This is a genomic window from Streptomyces pimonensis (genome assembly GCF_041380215.1).
GTDB lineage: Bacteria > Actinomycetota > Actinomycetes > Streptomycetales > Streptomycetaceae > Streptomyces > Streptomyces pimonensis.
Genome location: NZ_JAHWZY010000034.1, coordinates 1 through 15,739 on the forward strand (window position 1 = coordinate 1; position 15,739 = coordinate 15,739).

Sequence of the window (15,739 nt, forward strand, 5' to 3'; positions counted from 1 at the left end):
AGTTCTGAGACAACGACCGTTGTCGGCTTTGAGCAGAACAGACAATAGAAAAGTGTGCTTGTTCGCTCGAAACCATTAGGGTTTCGGTGGTCATAGCGTAGGGGAAACGCCCGGTTACATTCCGAACCCGGAAGCTAAGCCTTACAGCGCCGATGGTACTGCAGGGGGGACCCTGTGGGAGAGTAGGACGCCGCCGAACAATCTTTGGAAGGACCCCTGGTCACCAGCGTTCAGCTGGGACCAGGGGTCCTTTTTTATTTATGCTTGCAGTACCGAAGACAGGAGTCACCCATGTCCACCAACTCTCCCGACGACCGACCGGAGCGCGACCAGCGCCGACGGGACAGTGGTGACCGTCCTGAACGCTCCGACCGTGGTGGCCAGCGTGGTGGCCCGGGACGGGGCGATGACCGCGATCGGGGCTTCCGCCGTGACGACCGCACTGATGGCCGGCCGGAGCGCGGTGGTTACCGTGGGCGGGACGACAACCGTGGCGGAGAACGCGGTGGTTTCCGTGGCCGTGACGACCGTGGTGGTTTCCGTCGGGACGACGACCGGGGTCACGGCCGTCGTGACGACCGGCGAGGTGACGACCGCGGTGGCTTCCGTGGTCGCGACGACCGTGACGACCGTGGTGGTTCCCGCCGTGACGACCGCCGTGACGACCGTGGTGGTTTCCGTCGGGACGACGACCGGGGTCACGGCCGTCGTGACGACCGGCGAGGTGACGACCGCGGTGGCTTCCGTGGTCGCGACGACCGTGACGACCGTGGTGGTTTCCGCCGTGACGACCGCCGTGACGACCGGCGAGGTGACGACCGCGGTGGCTTCCGTGGTCGCGACGACCGTGACGACCGTGGTGGTTTCCGCCGTGACGACCGCCGTGACGACCGGCGAGGTGACGACCGCGGTGGCGACCGGGGTGGTTACCGTGGGCGGGACGACAACCGCGGCGGGGAACGCGGTGGCTTCCGTCGCGACGACAGCCGCGGCGGCGAGCGCGGCGGTTACCGGGGCCGGGACGACCGGGACGACCGTGGGCGCGGGCCTCGGCGTGACGACCGGGGCGGGCGGCCCGGTGGGTTCCGTGGGCGGGACGACCGGCACGGTGGCGGGCGGTTCCGCGAGGACCGGGACCGCGACCGGGAGCCGATCAAGCGGCTGCCGATCCCCGAGGACGTCACGGGCGAGGAGATCGACAAGGACGTACGGCAGGAGCTGCAGAGCCTGCCCAAGACGCTCGCGGAAGACGTCGCCAAGAACCTGGTGATGGTCGCCCGGCTGATCGACGAGGACCCCGAGGGCGCGTACGGCTACTCCAGGGTGGCCCTGCGGCTGGCGTCGCGTGTCGCCGCCGTACGGGAGGCCGCCGGGTTCGCCGCGTACGCGAACCAGAAGTACACCGAGGCGCTCGCCGAGTTCCGGGCCGCGCGACGGATGACCGGGACCGTGGAGCTGTGGCCCCTCATGGCCGACTGCGAGCGTGGGCTCGGTCGGCCGGAGAAGGCGCTGGACATGGCCGGGGCGCCCGAGGTGCAGAAGCTGGACAAGGCCGGACAGGTCGAGATGCGGCTCGTCGCGGCCGGCGCTCGGCGTGACATGGGCCAGCTGGACGCGGCGATCGTGACGCTGCAGAGCTCCGAGCTGGCGTCCAGCTCGGTCCAGCCGTGGACCGCGCGGCTGCGCTACGCCTACGCCGACGCGCTGCACGCCGCCGGCCGGAGCGGCGAGGCGCGGGAGTGGTTCGCCAAGGCCGTGGAGGCCGACCGGGACGGCAGCACGGACGCCTCCGACCGGCTGGCCGAGCTGGACGGCGTGGAGTTCACGGACGCCCTCGGCGAGGACGAGGCCGACGACACCGAGGCGGCCTCGGACGACAAGGACTGACGTCCGAGGCGCAGGGCGGGGACGAAGGGGCGGGACTTTGAGGAGGGCCCGCCCCTTCGTCACAGGTCGAGCGCGCGCAGGACCAGGCCCGACGCCGGTTTCGGGCCGAACGACGTCGACTTGCGCGGCATCGTGACGCCCTGGCGGGCCAGGTCGCGGACGACGTCCTCGTGCACCGGGTGCATCAGGACGGCCGTCCTGCCGTCGCGTTCCGCCTTCTCGATCGTGGCCGCCGTGTCGTGGATGTACGCGATGTGGGCGGGGGAGTCGGGGACGCGCCAGACGTGGTCCAGGAGCGTGGCGTGCAGAACCGTCGCGTCCAGGGTGCGCCAGGCTATCGGACGGTCCACCGGGATCGTGCGGGCCAGCAGCTCCGGGTCCGGGCGGTCGACGAGGTGGAAGGCACCGTCCCCGGCGAGGAGGAAGGCGTTGCCCGCCGAGGCGGCCTCGGCGAGGGCGTCCATCGCCTCGGCCTGCGGTGCGTCCAGGCGGCGGACGCGGAACAGGCCGTCGAGCGCGGAGACGGCGTCCGCGACCGGCAGGTCGTGCAGCAGTCGGTGGATGGCACGGACGCGCAGGGGATAGCGGGCCGTGTCGACGAGGAGGACCAGGCCGTGGTCCCAGGGGCCGGGGGAGGGGTGCTCCGCGTGGAGTCGCCGGTAGGTCGCCCAGCGGTGGTGGCCGTCGGCGATGAGAGCCTGGTGACCGGAGAGTTCCCGCTGGATCGCGGTCAGGTCGACGGGGTCGGTGACGGACCACAGACGGTGGTGGAAACCGTCCTCCGTGGTGGTCGCCAGCAGGGGCCGCCGCTCGGCCGTGCGTTCGAGCAGATCGGCCGTGACGGCCGCCGAGTCGCCGCCCCCGTCGCCCCGGTAGGTGAGCAGCAGCGGTTCGAGGTTGGCGGAGGTGGCCCGCATCAGGTCCGCGCGGTCGGCGACGATGTGCGGCATGACGTCCTCGTGCGGCAGCACCAGCCGCTCGTCGGGGTCGGAGACGCGCAGTGCGCCGATGAGGCCGCGCTGCACCATGCCGTCGCCGTCGCGCTGCTCATAGACGTACAGACAGGGCTCCGGGTCGACGGTCAGGACCCCCTCCGCGCGCCAGCGGCGCAGGGTGTCGGCGGCCTGGGCGTTGCGCGCCTCGGGCGTGTCGGCCTCGGGCAGGATCAGCCGGACGATGTTGTACGGGTCGGCGGACTGGAGGTGGTGCAGGCCGTCGGGGCGGACGACGACGTCGTACGGCGGGGATGTCACGGCTGCCAGGCTGCCGACCCGTTCGGGGTCGTAACGAAGGCCTCGGAACGGGGTGAGTTCCAGGCCCCGGGGCGCCTTTGCCGTCGAGTGACCTGCAGTGTTCATCCCGGCATCGTACGGGTGCCGGTGGTATGGGGGATGATCGGGGGAAAGCCGTCGAACGAGGAGCGATGCGGAATGAGCCGGAGCGTCAGGACGAGGCCCGAAGGCAGTGGGCAGGCCCTGAGTGAGGCGTACGACACGGCGCTGCTCGACCTCGACGGCGTGGTGTACGCGGGCGGGAGTGCGATCGTCCACGCGGTCGAGTCGCTGGCCGCGGCCCGCGAGGGCGGTATGCGTCTCGCCTACGTGACCAACAACGCCCTGCGTACCCCGGGCACCGTGGCCGCTCATCTGACCGAGCTGGGGATACCGGCGGAGGCCGGCGACGTCATCACCTCCGCGCAGGCGGTCGCGCGGCTGGTCGGTGAGCAGGTGCCGCAGGGCGCCCGGGTGCTGGTGATCGGTGGTGAGGGGCTGCGGGTGGCGTTGCGTGAGCGCGGGCTCGTGCCGGTGGAGTCGGCGGACGACGACCCGGTGGCGGTCGTGCAGGGGTACGGCGGTCCCGAGCTGCCATGGGGGAGGTTCGCGGAGGCGTCGTACGCCGTGGCGCGCGGGTTGCCGTGGTTCGCGTCCAACACCGACCTGACGATTCCCAGCGGACGGGGCATCGCCCCGGGCAACGGCGCGGCGGTGGAGGTCGTACGGATCGCCACGGGTGCCGAGCCGCAGGTCGCGGGCAAGCCGCTGCCGCCGATGCACCGGGAGACGATCCTGCGGACGGGCGCCGAGCGGCCGTTGGTGGTGGGGGACCGGCTGGACACGGACATCGAGGGCGCGTTCAACGGCGGGGTGGACTCGCTGCTGGTGCTGACCGGAGTGACGGACGGCGCGCGGCTGCTCGCCGCGCCGCCGCAGCACCGGCCGACGTATGTCGACGCCGATCTGCGCGGGATGCTCACCGGTCAGCCGGAGGTCACCCGGGCGGGCGCCGGGTTCCGGTGCGGTGGCTGGACGGCGGCGGCCGGCGCCGGGGAGCTGGAACTGGAGGGCACCGGCGACGCGCTGGACGGGCTGCGCGCGCTGTGCGCGGCGGCGTGGACGGCGGCCGGGGACGACGTGTGCGAGCTGGGCGGCGGGAAGGCGCTGGCACGGCTGGGGCTGTGAGGGGTCCGGTCTCCCCGGCCTTCGGGCCTTCCGGATTCCCGGGGACTCCCGGGCCACCTGGAGAACCGGACCTGGGAAGCTTGATCGGTTGGCAGGGTAGGCTAACCTAACTGCGTGTTGGTCGAGAGTCCCCCCGAACAGCGCGCGGAGACCGCTCCCGCGCCCCCGAACCGCCGGGCGATACGTGTCCTCGGATTGCTCGTCTCCGTCGTGATCCTGGTGCTCGTCGCGCTGGCGAGCATCGCGATCGGGGCGAAGGAGCTGTCCCTGGCGCAGGTCTGGCACGGCCTGTTCGAGGACTCGGGCACCTACGGCGACGTCGTCGTGGCCGACAGGCTGTCACGAACCGTCCTCGGGGTGCTCGCAGGAGCCGCGCTCGGCCTGGCGGGATCGGTCCTGCAGGCGCTCACCCGCAACCCGCTGGCCGATCCCGGACTGCTCGGCCTCAACGCGGGCGCGTCCGCCGCCGTCGTCACCGCCATCACCTTCTTCGGCGTCACCTCGCTGTCCGGATACGTGTGGTTCGCCTTCTTCGGAGCGGCGGCCGTCGGCGCGCTGGTGTGGTTCCTCGGCGGCAGCCGGGGCGCGACGCCGGTGCGGCTGGTGCTCGCCGGTACGGCCATCAGCGCGGCGCTGTACGGCTATCTCCAGGCCATCATGATCCTGGACGACGCCGCCCTCGGCAGGATGCGTTTCTGGACGGTGGGTTCGCTGGCCTCGGGGACCGACTCGACCGTCACCCAGGTGCTGCCGTTCCTGCTGGCCGGTTCCCTGCTGGCGCTGGCGCTCGCCCGGCCGCTCAACGCCATGGCCATGGGCGACGACACCGCCGAGGCCCTCGGCGCCAACCTCAACCGCACCCGGGCGCTGTCCATGCTCGCCGCGACCGTCCTGTGCGGGGCCGCGACCGCCGCCTGCGGGCCGATCGTCTTCGTCGGCCTGATGGTGCCGCACGTCGTGCGCTCCTTCACCGGACCCGACCTGCGCTGGATCCTGCCGTACGCGGCGGTCCTGTCGCCCGTGCTGCTGCTCGGCGCCGACGTGATCGGCCGGATCGTGGCCCGGCCCGCCGAACTCCAGGTCGGCATCGTCACCGCGGTCCTGGGCGGCCCGGTCTTCATCTTTCTCGTACGACGGCGGAGGACGGCCCAGTTGTGAAGACCAACCGCGCGGTGCGGACCCCCGGCGGCATCTCGGTCCGGCTGGACGTGCGCTCCCTCACCGTCGTCGCCCTGCTCCTCCTCGCGGCGCTCACCGCGAGCGTGGTGCTGATCGGCACCGGCGACTTCCCGATCCCCGCCGGCGACGTCCTGCGGACCCTCGTCGGCGAGGGCGACCCCGGCCAGGAGTTCATCGTCACCGAGCTCAGGCTGCCCCGGGTCCTGGTCGGGCTGCTCGTCGGCGCCTCCCTCGGGCTCGGCGGCGCGCTGTTCCAGTCCGTCTCCCGCAATCCGCTGGGCAGTCCGGACGTGCTCGGCCTCGGACAGGGGGCGACGGCCGGCGCACTCACGGTGATCGTGCTGTTCTCCGGGAGCGCCAACCAGGTCGCCCTCGGCGCGCTCGCCGGCGGACTGGTGACCGGGTTCGCCATCTACGCGCTCGCCTGGAAGCGGGGCGTGCACGGCTACCGTCTGGTCCTGGTCGGCATCGGTGTCTCGGCGATCGTCACGGCGGTCAACGGCTATCTGCTCACCAAGTCCGACATCGTCGACGCCGCCCGCGCGGTCGTGTGGATGACCGGATCCCTCGACGGCCGGGACTGGAACCAGGTCTGGCCGCTGCTCGCCCTGTGCGCCGTCCTCGTACCGCTGGTCCTGGCCAACTCGCGCGGCCTGCGGATGATGGAGATGGGCGACGACGTGTCGTACGCGCTCGGAGTGCGCGTGGAGCGCGTACGGCTGCTGCTGATGCTGGCGGCCGTGCTGCTCACCGCGTCCGCGACCGCCGCCGCCGGACCGGTCAGCTTCGTCGCGCTCACCGCACCGCAGCTCGCCCGGCGGCTGACCCGCTCGCCCGGCCCCAACCTGGCCGCCTCGCTGTGCATGGGCGCCGCCCTCCTGGTCACCGCCGACTGGACGTCGCAGCGGGTGTTCGGCGCCGGGCAGCTGCCCGTGGGCGTGGTCACCGGCGTGCTCGGCGGTGCCTATCTGCTGTGGCTGCTGGTCACCGAGCGCAGAGCGGGACGGATATGAGAGCCGGCGACACCGCCGGCAGCGGGACGAACCATCGAAGGAGCACCGTGAACCGACTGTCCGCCGAGAACGTCACCCTGGCCTACGACCAGCGGGTCATCGCCGAACAGCTGTCGGTGGAGATCCCGGACAACTCCTTCACCGTGATCGTCGGCCCCAACGCGTGCGGCAAGTCGACGCTGCTGCGGGCGCTGTCGCGGATGCTCAAGCCGAGCGAGGGGCGGGTCCTGCTCGACGGGCAGGTCATCCAGTCGATGCCGGCCAAGAAGGTCGCCCGCACCCTCGGCCTGCTGCCCCAGTCGTCCATCGCGCCCGACGGCATCACCGTCGGCGACCTGGTGGGCCGTGGCCGGTACCCGCACCAGGGCCTGCTGCGCCAGTGGTCCGCCGAGGACGAGCGCGTCGTCCAGGAGTCGATGGCCCGTACCGGCGTCGCCGAGCTGGCGGAACGCTACGTCGACGAGCTCTCCGGCGGTCAGCGGCAGCGCGTGTGGATCGCCATGGCGCTGGCCCAGCAGACCCCGCTGCTGCTGCTCGACGAGCCGACCACGTTCCTCGACATCCAGCACCAGATCGACGTGCTCGACCTGTGCGCGGACCTGCACGAGGAGCAGGGACGCACCCTCGTCGCCGTGCTGCACGACCTCAACCACGCCGCCCGGTACGCCACCCACCTCATCGCCCTGCGCCGGGGGAAGGTCATCGCCCAGGGCGCCCCGAAGGACGTCGTCACCGCCGGTCTGGTCGAGGAGGTCTTCGGGCTGCGCTGCCAGGTCATCGACGATCCCGAGACGGGCACCCCGCTGGTGGTGCCGGCCGCCCGCACGGCACGGGCGAAGGGCGCGGCGGAGAAGGCGGGAGCTACAGAAGCCTCCTGAGGCGGAACAGGTCCCGCAGCCCCGCTTCGAGGCGCACCCGGCCCGAACCCCAGGCCCTGGCGAAGTGCAGTTCGCCGTCGACCAGGGCCACCAGGTCGTCACCCGTCATCGCGAGCCGTATCCGCGCCCTCTCGCGCGGCGGGCCGGGAAAGGTGTCGTGCACCTCGATCCCTCCGCCCGCGAGCCGGCCGGCGAAGGTCACGTCCAGGTCGGTGACGTGGCAGCTGACCGAGCGGTCCAGCGCCGCGGCCGCGCGGACGTCCCCCTCGGCGCCCCGCAGGCTGTCCGAGAGCTTGTCGAGTGCGGCACGGCACTCCCCGATCGTGGCCATCGCGGACGACGGTACACCGGGCGTTCGCGGTAGCGTCGGGGCATGAACGACGCAGTGCCGGAGGCGGAGGGCACGGGCACCGTGCAGCCGCCGCCCGAGGACGACCCCGCCGCCCCCGCGCCCCTGGGCGTGCCGCGCACCCCCACCGGCCACCGTGAGGTGGACGCCCACGTGGAGCGGCTGGCCGACGCCGACCACCTCACCACGGACGGCCACGTCGAGGTGTACGAGGATGTACACCGGGGGCTGCGCGACGCGCTCACCGCGCTCGACGCCCGCCCGGGACCTCCGGGTCCCTCCCGTCACCCGACCACAACCCCTCGACGAGGCCCTTCGGGCCCCCCGTCCCATTCGACACACGGACACAGGAGCTGAACCGAACGTGGCAGGAGTCGCACGCCGCCGTCTCGACGCGGAGCTGGTCCGCCGCAAGCTCGCGCGCTCGCGTGAGCACGCCAGCCAGCTCATCGCCGCCGGGCGGGTCAGCGTGGGCAGGACGGTCGCGACCAAGCCCGCCACACAGGTGGAGACCGCCGCCGCGATCGTCGTCGCCGAGGACGCCGGCGACCCGGACTACGTCTCGCGCGGCGGCCACAAGCTGGCCGGCGCCCTGGACGCCTTCGTGCCGCGGGGGCTGGTCGTGGAAGGGCGCCGGGCGCTCGACGCCGGCGCCTCCACCGGTGGCTTCACCGACGTCCTGCTGCGGGCCGGGGCCGCGCACGTGGTCGCCGTGGACGTCGGATACGGACAACTCGCCTGGACCCTGCAGAAGGATGAACGCGTCACGGTCAGGGACCGTACGAACGTACGGGAGTTGACGCTCGAGGTCATCGACGGGGAGCCTGTGGACCTTGTCGTGGGGGATCTGTCCTTCATCCCGCTCGGACTGGTGCTGCCCGCGTTGAAGCGGTGCGTGAAACCGGACGCCGACCTGGTGATGATGGTGAAGCCCCAGTTCGAGGTGGGCAAGGAGCGGCTGGGCAGCGGCGGAGTCGTCCGCAGCCCGCGGCTGCGCGCCGAGGCCGTGCGCGGGGTGGCCGACCGGGCCTGGGAGCTGGGGCTCGGAGCGCGGGGCGTGACGGCGAGTCCGCTGCCCGGCCCCTCCGGGAATGTCGAGTACTTTCTGTGGCTGCGGGCCGGGGCTCCGGAACTGGACCCGGCCGACGTTGACCGTGCTGTTGCGGAGGGGCCGCGTTGACACAGAACCGAGCTCGTACTGTTTTCCTGTTGGCCCACACCGGGCGGCCCGCGGCCATCCGCAGCGCCGAGCTCGTGGTCAAGGGCCTGTTGCGCTCCGGTCTCGGGGTACGGGTCCTGGAGGACGAGGCCCGCGACCTGCCGCTGCCGGACGACGTGGAGACCGCCAAGGAGGCCACCCCGCAGTGCCTGGACGGCTGCGAGCTGCTGATCGTGCTGGGCGGCGACGGCACGCTGCTGCGCGGCGCCGAGTTCGCCCGCGCCTCCGGGGTGCCCATGCTGGGCGTCAACCTCGGACGGGTCGGGTTCCTCGCCGAGGCCGAGCGGGACGATCTGGACAAGGTCGTCGACCGGGTGGTGAGCCGGGCGTACGAGGTCGAGGAGCGGATGACCGTCGACGTCGTGGTGCACCGCAACGGCGACATCGTGCACACGGACTGGGCGCTCAACGAGGCGGCCGTGCAGAAGGTGTCCGCCGAGCGGATGCTGGAGGTCGTCCTGGAGATCGACGGGCGGCCGGTGACCGGTTTCGGCTGCGACGGGATCGTGTGCGCGACCCCCACCGGGTCCACCGCGTACGCGTTCTCCGCGGGCGGGCCCGTGGTGTGGCCGGAGGTCGAGGCGCTGCTGATGGTGCCGATCTCGGCGCACGCGCTGTTCGCCAAGCCGCTGGTGACCTCGCCGGACTCGGTGCTGGCGGTGGAGGTGCTGCCGCACATCCCGCCGGGGGTGCTGTGGTGCGACGGGCGGCGGACGGTGGAGCTGCCGGCCGGCGCGCGGGTGGAGGTGCGGCGGGGGGCGGTGCCGGTACGACTGGCCAGACTGCACCATGCCTCGTTCACCGACCGGCTGGTGGCGAAGTTCGCCCTGCCCGTGTCCGGGTGGCGGGGCGCACCGCATTAGCCGTCCCGGTGGAGTGGTCCGTGGCCTGTCGCGCCCGCGCGGCGGAGTCGTGCGCCGGCACGGCCCCGAGCCCCTGGGACATCCACTCCCGTGGGTGACAAGGGCGGGGCGGTCGCACTCCCCGGCTTCGACCTCGTAAGGTCGTGTGCGTGCTTGAGGAGATGCGGATACGGTCGCTCGGGGTCATCGATGACGCTGTCGTCGAGTTGTCGCCCGGGTTCACCGCCGTCACCGGTGAGACGGGCGCGGGCAAGACCATGGTGGTCACCAGCCTGGGCCTGTTGCTGGGGGGACGGGCGGATGCGGCCCTGGTGCGGATCGGCGCGCGGAACGCGGTGGTGGAGGGACGGATCTCCGTGCCCGACAGCTCCACGGCCGTCGTACGCGCCGAGGAGGCCGGGGCCGAGCTCGACGAAGGGACGCTGCTGGTCAGCCGGACGGTTTCCGCCGAGGGGCGGTCACGGGCCCACCTGGGCGGGCGGAGCGTGCCCGTGGGGCTGCTGGCCGAACTCGCCGACGACCTGGTGGCCGTACACGGGCAGACCGACCAGCAGGGGCTGCTGAAGCTGTCCCGGCAGCGGCAGGCGCTGGACCGTTACGCCGGGTACGCGGTCGCCGTGCCGCTCGGCAAGTACAGCGAGGCGTACAAGCGGCTGCGGGCCGTCGTCACGGAGCTGGAGCAGATCACCACGCGTGCGCGTGAGCGGGCCCAGGAGGCCGACCTGCTGCGCTTCGGGCTGGAGGAGATCGCCGCCGTGGAGCCCCGTGCGGGCGAGGACGTGGAACTGGCGGAGGAGGCCGAGCGGCTCGGGCACGCCGAGGCGCTGGCGTCCGCCGCGGCGGTCGCGCACGCCGCGCTGGCGGGCAATCCGGAGGACCCCGAGAGCGTGGACGCCGGGACGCTCGTCGCGGGCGCCCAGCGGGCCCTGGAAGCCGTACGGACGCACGATCCGGCGCTGGCCGCGCTGACCGACCGGATCGGGGAGGTCGGCATCCTGCTGCGCGACGTGGCCGGGGAGCTGGCGGGCTACGCCGACGACCTGGACGCCGATCCGCTGCGGCTGGCGGCGGTGGAGGAGCGGCGGGCCGCGCTCACCGCGCTGACCCGGAAGTACGGCGAGGACATCGCGGCGGTGCTGGAGTGGGCCGAGCAGGGCGCCGCGCGGCTGGCCGAACTGGACGGCGACGACGAGCGGATCGGGGAGCTGACCGCCGAGCGTGACGCGCTCCGCGCGGAGCTGGGGGTCCTGGCGCAGGAGCTGACGGACGCGCGGACGGAGGCGGCGGAGCGGTTCGCGTCGGCGGTCACCGCCGAGCTGGCCTCGCTCGCGATGCCGCACGCGCGCGTGTCGTTCGACATCCGGCAGACCGAGGACCCGGAGGGCGTCGAGGTGGGCGGGCGCACGGTGGCCTACGGGCCGTCGGGCGTGGACGAGGTCGAGCTGCTGCTCGCCCCGCACCCCGGGGCGCCGCCCCGGCCCATCGCCAAGGGCGCGTCGGGCGGTGAGCTGTCGCGCGTGATGCTGGCCGTGGAGGTGGTGTTCGCGGGCACGGACCCGGTGCCGACGTACCTCTTCGACGAGGTCGACGCCGGTGTCGGCGGCAAGGCGGCGGTCGAGATCGGCCGGCGGCTCGCGAAGCTGGCGAGGACGGCGCAGGTCGTGGTCGTCACGCACCTGCCCCAGGTGGCCGCGTTCGCCGACCGGCAGTTGCTGGTGGAGAAGACCAACGACGGCTCGGTCACCCGCTCCGGCGTGAAGGTGCTCGAGGGCGAGGACCGCATCCGCGAGCTCTCCCGCATGCTCGCCGGCCAGGAGGACTCCGAGACGGCACGCGCCCACGCGGAGGAGCTGCTGGCGACGGCACGGGCGGACGCGTAGCCGCGGGACCGTACCGGGGAGAGCGAGGTTCCGTCACTCGGGTGGGTGACTTACGGTCCGCTGCGGGCCCGGGAAGCCGGCGTCACCGCAACGGCCTTGTGGCCTGGCATCCTTGACGGAGTACGGCGAGGAACGCGCCCGATCCTTCTGTACGTTCTTCGGGACCGCACGAACCGAACCAGGAGCCCGGCCACGTGATCCCCGTGAGCAGCCACTCACCGCTGCGCACCGTGCAGGTGCTGGGCGGTGGCGACGCCGTCGGCAGCGCCCATGTGCGCTCGCTGGCCGCGGGGCTGGTCGCCAGGGGCGTGCGGGTCACGGTGTGCGCCCCCCGCGAGGCGGATCACACCTACGACTTCACCGGCGTCGGTGCCGACCACGTGCACGTGCCGCGCAGCAGCGACCCGGGATCGGTGGCCGTGCTCCGGGCCGCCTGCACGGGCGCCGACCTGGTCCACGCGCACGGGCTGCACGCCTCCCTCCGCACCGTGCTGGCCCTGAGCGGACGGCGTACCCCGCTGATCGTGACCTGGCACGACCGGGCGCACGCCGACGGGCCGCGCGCCCACTTCCTGCGCGTGCTGGAGCGGCGGGTCGTCAAGGCGGCCACCGTGGTGCTCGGGACGACCTCCGTCCTCGTCGACCGGGCGCGCCGCACGGGCGCGCGGGACGCCCGACTGGCCGCGGCGTCCCTCCCCGGGGCCCGCACCTCCCCGGCGCCGGACGACCCAGACCGGCTGCGGCCCAAGGTCCGGGCCGAACTCGGCGCCGTCGAACGCCCGTTGCTCATCGCCGTCGGCTCCCTCGAACGGCACCGGGGCTACGACGTCCTGCTGGACGCCGTGCACGCGTGGCGGTGCCTCGACCCCGTGCCGCTGGTGGTGCTCGCCGGGGAGGGGCCGCTGCGCGGCGAACTGCGGCGCAGGATCGAGGACGAGGGGCTGCCGGTCCGGCTCATCGGGCGGCGCGACGACATCACGGATCTGCTGGCCGCCGCCGACATCGCGCTGCTGCCGAGCCGGTGGGAGTCGCGCTCGCCGCTCGCCCAGGAGGCCCTCCACGCGCGCGTTCCGCTCGTCGCGACCGCCGTCGGCGGTACCCCCGAACTCGTCGGCGACGCCGCCGAACTCGTCCCGTACGGCGACGCGCGGGCGTTCGCGGACGCCGTCGTGCGGCTGCTGGGCGATCCGGAGCGCCGGGAAGCGCTCAGGGAGCGGGGCGTGCGACAGGCCGCCACCTGGCCGACCGAGGACGAGACGGTCGCCCAGGTGCTGAGCGTGTACGACGAGTTGACCCAGCCCCGGCCGCTCTGAACCGGAGGCCCCGGTCAGGGCACGTGCCGTCGCGCCCGCAGGGCCAGACCCGGGGTCAGGACCGTGTGCGGGTCGTCGAGGTCGGTGGCCAGCAACTCGCCGATGCGGGCCAGCCTGTTGTAGAGCGTCTGCCGGTTCAGGTGGAGTTCGCGGGCCGTCTCCGCCTTGCGTCCGGCGTGCGCCAGATAACTCTCCAGGGTGGGCAGCAGGGGCGGCTTGGAGCGGCGGTCGTGGTCCAGCACCGGACCGATCGCGCGGTCCACGAAGTCGGCCAGGTCCGGATGGTCGCGCGACCGCCACAGCAGCAGGTCGATGTCCAGCCGCCGGGCGTCGTGCCAGGGGCGGTCCGGCAACCCCTGCGCCGCCGTCGCCGTCTCCGCCGCATGCCGCATGCCGCAGGCCCGTGGACGCCGCCGCCCAGCCGCCGGCCGGCCCGGACGGGATCGCCCCGGCCCCCGCCACGGCGGGCGAACCCGGCGGCGAGCGCACCCTGAGGGCGCTCGCGCCGGGCTGGCGGGCCTCAGCCGCCGTACGCCCCCGAGGCGGTCAGCCGCAGGGCCGTGTCGATGAGGGGGACGTGGCTGAAGGCCTGCGGGAAGTTGCCGACCTGGCGCTTCAGGTGCGGGTCCCACTCCTCCGCCAGCAGGCCGAGGTCGTTGCGCAGGGAGAGCAGCTTCTCGAAGAGCTTCCGCGCCTCGTCCACCCGGCCGATCATCGCCAGGTCGTCCGCCATCCAGAACGAGCAGGCGAGGAACGCGCCCTCGTCGCCCGGCAGGCCGTCGACGCCCTCGTCCTTGCCCTCCGTCGGATAGCGCAGGATGAACCCGTCGGACGTGGACAGCTCGCGCTGGATCGCCTCGACGGTACCGATCACCCGCTTGTCGTCCGGCGGCAGGAAACCCACCTGCGGGATCAGCAGCAGGGAGGCGTCCAGCTCCTTGGAGCCGTAGGACTGCGTGAAGGTGTTGCGCTGCCTGTCGTAGCCCTTCTCGCACACGTCCCGGTGGATGTCGTCGCGCAGCTGCTTCCACTCCTCCAGCGGGCCGTGGGCGTCGCCGGACTCGATCAGCTTGATGGTGCGGTCGACGGCGACCCAGGCCATCACCTTGGAGTGCACGAAGTGGCGGCGCGGGCCGCGCACCTCCCAGATGCCCTCGTCCGGCTCCTGCCAGTGCTTCTCCAGGTAGCGGATCAGCTTCAGCTGGAGCAGCGAGGCGTAGTCGTTGCGGGCCAGACCGGTCATGTGGGCCAGGTGCAGGGCCTCGGTGACCTCGCCGTACACGTCCAGCTGGAGCTGGTGCGCCGCGCCGTTGCCCACCCGGACCGGGGCGGAGTTCTCGTAGCCGGGCAGCCAGTCCAGCTCCGCCTCGCCGAGCTCGCGCTCACCGGCGATGCCGTACATGATCTGCAGGTTCTCCGGGTCGCCCGCCACCGCGCGCAGCAGCCACTCGCGCCAGGCGCGGGCCTCCTCGCGGTAGCCGGTGCGCAGCAGCGAGGACAGGGTGATCGCCGCGTCCCGCAGCCAGGTGTAGCGGTAGTCCCAGTTGCGGACGCCGCCGATGTCCTCCGGCAGGGAGGTGGTGGGCGCGGCCACGATGCCGCCGGTCGGGGCGTACGTCAGCGCCTTGAGCGTGATCAGGGAGCGGATCACGGCCTCCCGGTAGGGGCCGTGGTACGTACAGTGCTCCACCCACCCGCGCCAGAACTCCTCGGTCGCCTCCAGCGCCTGCTCCGGTTCCGGCAGCGGCGGCGGCTGCTTGTGCGAGGGCTCCCAGGAGAGGGTGAACGCGATCCGCTCCCCCGGTGCGACGGTGAAGTCCGCGTAGGTGGTCAGCGACTCGCCGTAGGTCTGCACGGAGGTGTCGAACCACACGGAGTCCGGGCCCGCGACGGCGACCGTGCGTCCCTCGTGCTTGTGCACCCACGGGACCACCCTGCCGTACGAGAAACGCATCCGGAGCGCCGAACGCATGGGCACCCGGCCGGAGAGGCCCTCGACGATCCGGACCAGCTGGGGGGCGCCGTCGCGCGGGGGCATGAAGTCCGTCACCCGGACCGTGCCGCGCGGGGTGTCCCACTCCGACTCCAGGATCAGCGAGTCGCCGCGGTAGCCGCGCCGGGTCGCCGTGGGTGGCTCGGCGTCCCCGGCGTGTGCGGGGCCCAGCCGCCAGAAGCCGTGTTCCTCGGTGCCCAGCAGGCCGGCGAAGATGGCGTGGGAGTCGAAACGGGGCAGGCACAGCCAGTCCACCGTGCCGTCCCGGCAGACCAGCGCGGCGGTCTGCATGTCTCCGATGAGTGCGTAGTCTTCGATGCGCCCGGCCACGTGCAACTCCAGTCGAACGGCCACGTTACCCCGTAAGGGGCTGTCGCTAGTGCGGTCAAGGGGTCTTGAAATACGTCGTTGAGCCGTGAGGCACAACAGTCGCTCGGCCATGGGGGCAAAGCGTCGATCTCTGCTCAACGAACTGACGAGCTCACGTTGTTCCGGAAGTCACGGGCGGGGGTGGCGCCGTTCGGCCGGCCGGGCTCGGCAGCAAGTGTCCGAGCAGGATACGACGCACGTAGATGATCTGTGTGCCGCTCGGGACAACCCGGGTCCGCCGAAGGAGTGACCAGGGGGTGGGGGCCCGTGTGCGGTAATCTTCAGTGACGGCACGCGTGCGGAGCGTGTTCGGGAGCCGTCGCCCCGAGGCGCTGTT

13 protein-coding genes, 1 rRNA gene and 2 pseudogenes are annotated in these 15,739 nt (G+C 72.8%); 12 read left to right on the forward strand and 4 right to left on the reverse strand.

The genetic code is table 11. The annotated features are described in order from the left end of the window. Positions 1-82 precede the first annotated feature (82 nt). The 3 genes and pseudogenes from rrf (at position 83) to KYY02_RS26560 (ending at position 1,887) form a co-directional block, all read left to right on the forward strand. Positions 83-199 (forward strand): 5S ribosomal RNA (gene rrf, locus KYY02_RS26550). Positions 200-330: 131 nt separating this feature from the next. Continuing rightward, a pseudogene (locus KYY02_RS26555) lies at positions 331-1,104 on the forward strand (tetratricopeptide repeat protein); the annotation flags it as partial. Between the two features lie 57 nt (positions 1,105-1,161). Continuing rightward, positions 1,162-1,887, forward strand: coding sequence for a tetratricopeptide repeat protein (locus KYY02_RS26560; RefSeq protein ID WP_371242293.1), 726 nt, complete (start codon positions 1,162-1,164; stop codon positions 1,885-1,887). Positions 1,888-1,946: 59 nt separating this feature from the next. On the opposite strand, the gene KYY02_RS26565 is transcribed toward KYY02_RS26560, so the two are convergent. Continuing rightward, positions 1,947-3,245: a DUF1015 domain-containing protein gene (locus tag KYY02_RS26565; protein ID WP_371242179.1), complete on the reverse strand. Its 1,299-nt coding sequence runs from the start codon at positions 3,243-3,245 to the stop codon at positions 1,947-1,949. Between the two features lie 72 nt (positions 3,246-3,317). On the opposite strand from KYY02_RS26565, the gene KYY02_RS26570 reads away from it, so the two are divergent. From KYY02_RS26570 to KYY02_RS26585, 4 genes are all read left to right on the forward strand, one after another. Continuing rightward, positions 3,318-4,346 carry an HAD hydrolase-like protein gene (locus tag KYY02_RS26570; protein ID WP_371242181.1) on the forward strand — a complete coding sequence of 343 codons (1,029 nt, stop codon included), beginning with the start codon at positions 3,318-3,320 and terminating at the stop codon, positions 4,344-4,346. Positions 4,347-4,460: 114 nt separating this feature from the next. Continuing rightward, positions 4,461-5,504, forward strand: coding sequence for a FecCD family ABC transporter permease (locus KYY02_RS26575; RefSeq protein ID WP_371242183.1), 1,044 nt, complete (start codon positions 4,461-4,463; stop codon positions 5,502-5,504). After that, on the forward strand, positions 5,501-6,538 hold the full coding sequence (locus KYY02_RS26580; protein WP_371242185.1) for a FecCD family ABC transporter permease: 1,038 nt from the start codon (positions 5,501-5,503) through the stop codon (positions 6,536-6,538). The genes KYY02_RS26575 and KYY02_RS26580 overlap by 4 nt, the downstream gene beginning before the upstream one ends. After that, positions 6,535-7,416, forward strand: coding sequence for an ABC transporter ATP-binding protein (locus KYY02_RS26585; protein WP_371242187.1), 882 nt, complete (start codon positions 6,535-6,537; stop codon positions 7,414-7,416). Before KYY02_RS26580 ends, KYY02_RS26585 begins: the two co-directional genes overlap by 4 nt. On the opposite strand, the gene KYY02_RS26590 is transcribed toward KYY02_RS26585, so the two are convergent. After that, positions 7,400-7,747 carry a sterol-binding protein gene (locus tag KYY02_RS26590; RefSeq protein WP_371242189.1) on the reverse strand — a complete coding sequence of 116 codons (348 nt, stop codon included), beginning with the start codon at positions 7,745-7,747 and terminating at the stop codon, positions 7,400-7,402. The genes KYY02_RS26585 and KYY02_RS26590 overlap by 17 nt on opposite strands. 42 nt (positions 7,748-7,789) lie before the next feature. Here KYY02_RS26590 and KYY02_RS26595 point away from each other — a divergent pair, with 42 nt between their 5' ends. The 5 genes from KYY02_RS26595 to KYY02_RS26615 all read left to right on the forward strand — a co-directional run bounded on the left by KYY02_RS26595 (position 7,790) and on the right by KYY02_RS26615 (position 13,040). Beyond that, entirely contained in the window at positions 7,790-8,122 is a 333-nt protein-coding gene (locus tag KYY02_RS26595; protein WP_371242191.1) for a hypothetical protein, read from the forward strand. 7 nt (positions 8,123-8,129) lie between these two features. Next, positions 8,130-8,945, forward strand: coding sequence for a TlyA family RNA methyltransferase (locus KYY02_RS26600; RefSeq protein WP_371242193.1), 816 nt, complete (start codon positions 8,130-8,132; stop codon positions 8,943-8,945). Continuing rightward, the gene (locus tag KYY02_RS26605) at positions 8,942-9,847 is read left to right on the forward strand and encodes an NAD kinase (protein ID WP_371242195.1); all 906 of its coding nucleotides are present in this window, start codon (positions 8,942-8,944) and stop codon (positions 9,845-9,847) included. Before KYY02_RS26600 ends, KYY02_RS26605 begins: the two co-directional genes overlap by 4 nt. A 161-nt stretch (positions 9,848-10,008) precedes the next feature. After that, positions 10,009-11,727 (forward strand): DNA repair protein RecN, encoded by a 1,719-nt coding sequence (recN, locus tag KYY02_RS26610; protein WP_371242295.1) that lies wholly within the window; start codon positions 10,009-10,011, stop codon positions 11,725-11,727. Between the two features lie 194 nt (positions 11,728-11,921). Next, a complete protein-coding gene (locus tag KYY02_RS26615) occupies positions 11,922-13,040 on the forward strand; it encodes a glycosyltransferase family 4 protein (protein WP_371242197.1) in 1,119 nt (372 codons plus the stop codon). A 14-nt stretch (positions 13,041-13,054) separates the two neighbouring features. Here the strand turns inward: KYY02_RS26615 and KYY02_RS26620 are convergent. Both KYY02_RS26620 and KYY02_RS26625 read right to left on the reverse strand, forming a co-directional pair. Further along, positions 13,055-13,475 (reverse strand): annotated as a pseudogene (locus tag KYY02_RS26620) (PucR family transcriptional regulator); the annotation flags it as partial. Positions 13,476-13,560: 85 nt separating this feature from the next. Then, positions 13,561-15,363: a glycoside hydrolase family 15 protein gene (locus tag KYY02_RS26625; protein ID WP_371242199.1), complete on the reverse strand. Its 1,803-nt coding sequence runs from the start codon at positions 15,361-15,363 to the stop codon at positions 13,561-13,563. Between the last annotated feature and the right edge of the window lie 376 nt (positions 15,364-15,739).

Bases quoted from the DNA above. Each gene is read 5' to 3' on its own strand.
- KYY02_RS26565 (WP_371242179.1), bottom strand. From the start codon at position 3,245: ATGAACACTGCAGGTCACTCGACGGCAAAGGCGCCCCGGGGCCTGGAA.
- KYY02_RS26590 (WP_371242189.1), bottom strand. From the start codon at position 7,747: ATGGCCACGATCGGGGAGTGCCGTGCCGCACTCGACAAGCTCTCGGAC.
- KYY02_RS26585 (WP_371242187.1), top strand. From the start codon at position 6,535: ATGAGAGCCGGCGACACCGCCGGCAGCGGGACGAACCATCGAAGGAGC.
- KYY02_RS26570 (WP_371242181.1), top strand. From the start codon at position 3,318: ATGAGCCGGAGCGTCAGGACGAGGCCCGAAGGCAGTGGGCAGGCCCTG.
- recN (WP_371242295.1), top strand. From the start codon at position 10,009: ATGCGGATACGGTCGCTCGGGGTCATCGATGACGCTGTCGTCGAGTTG.
- KYY02_RS26595 (WP_371242191.1), top strand. From the start codon at position 7,790: ATGAACGACGCAGTGCCGGAGGCGGAGGGCACGGGCACCGTGCAGCCG.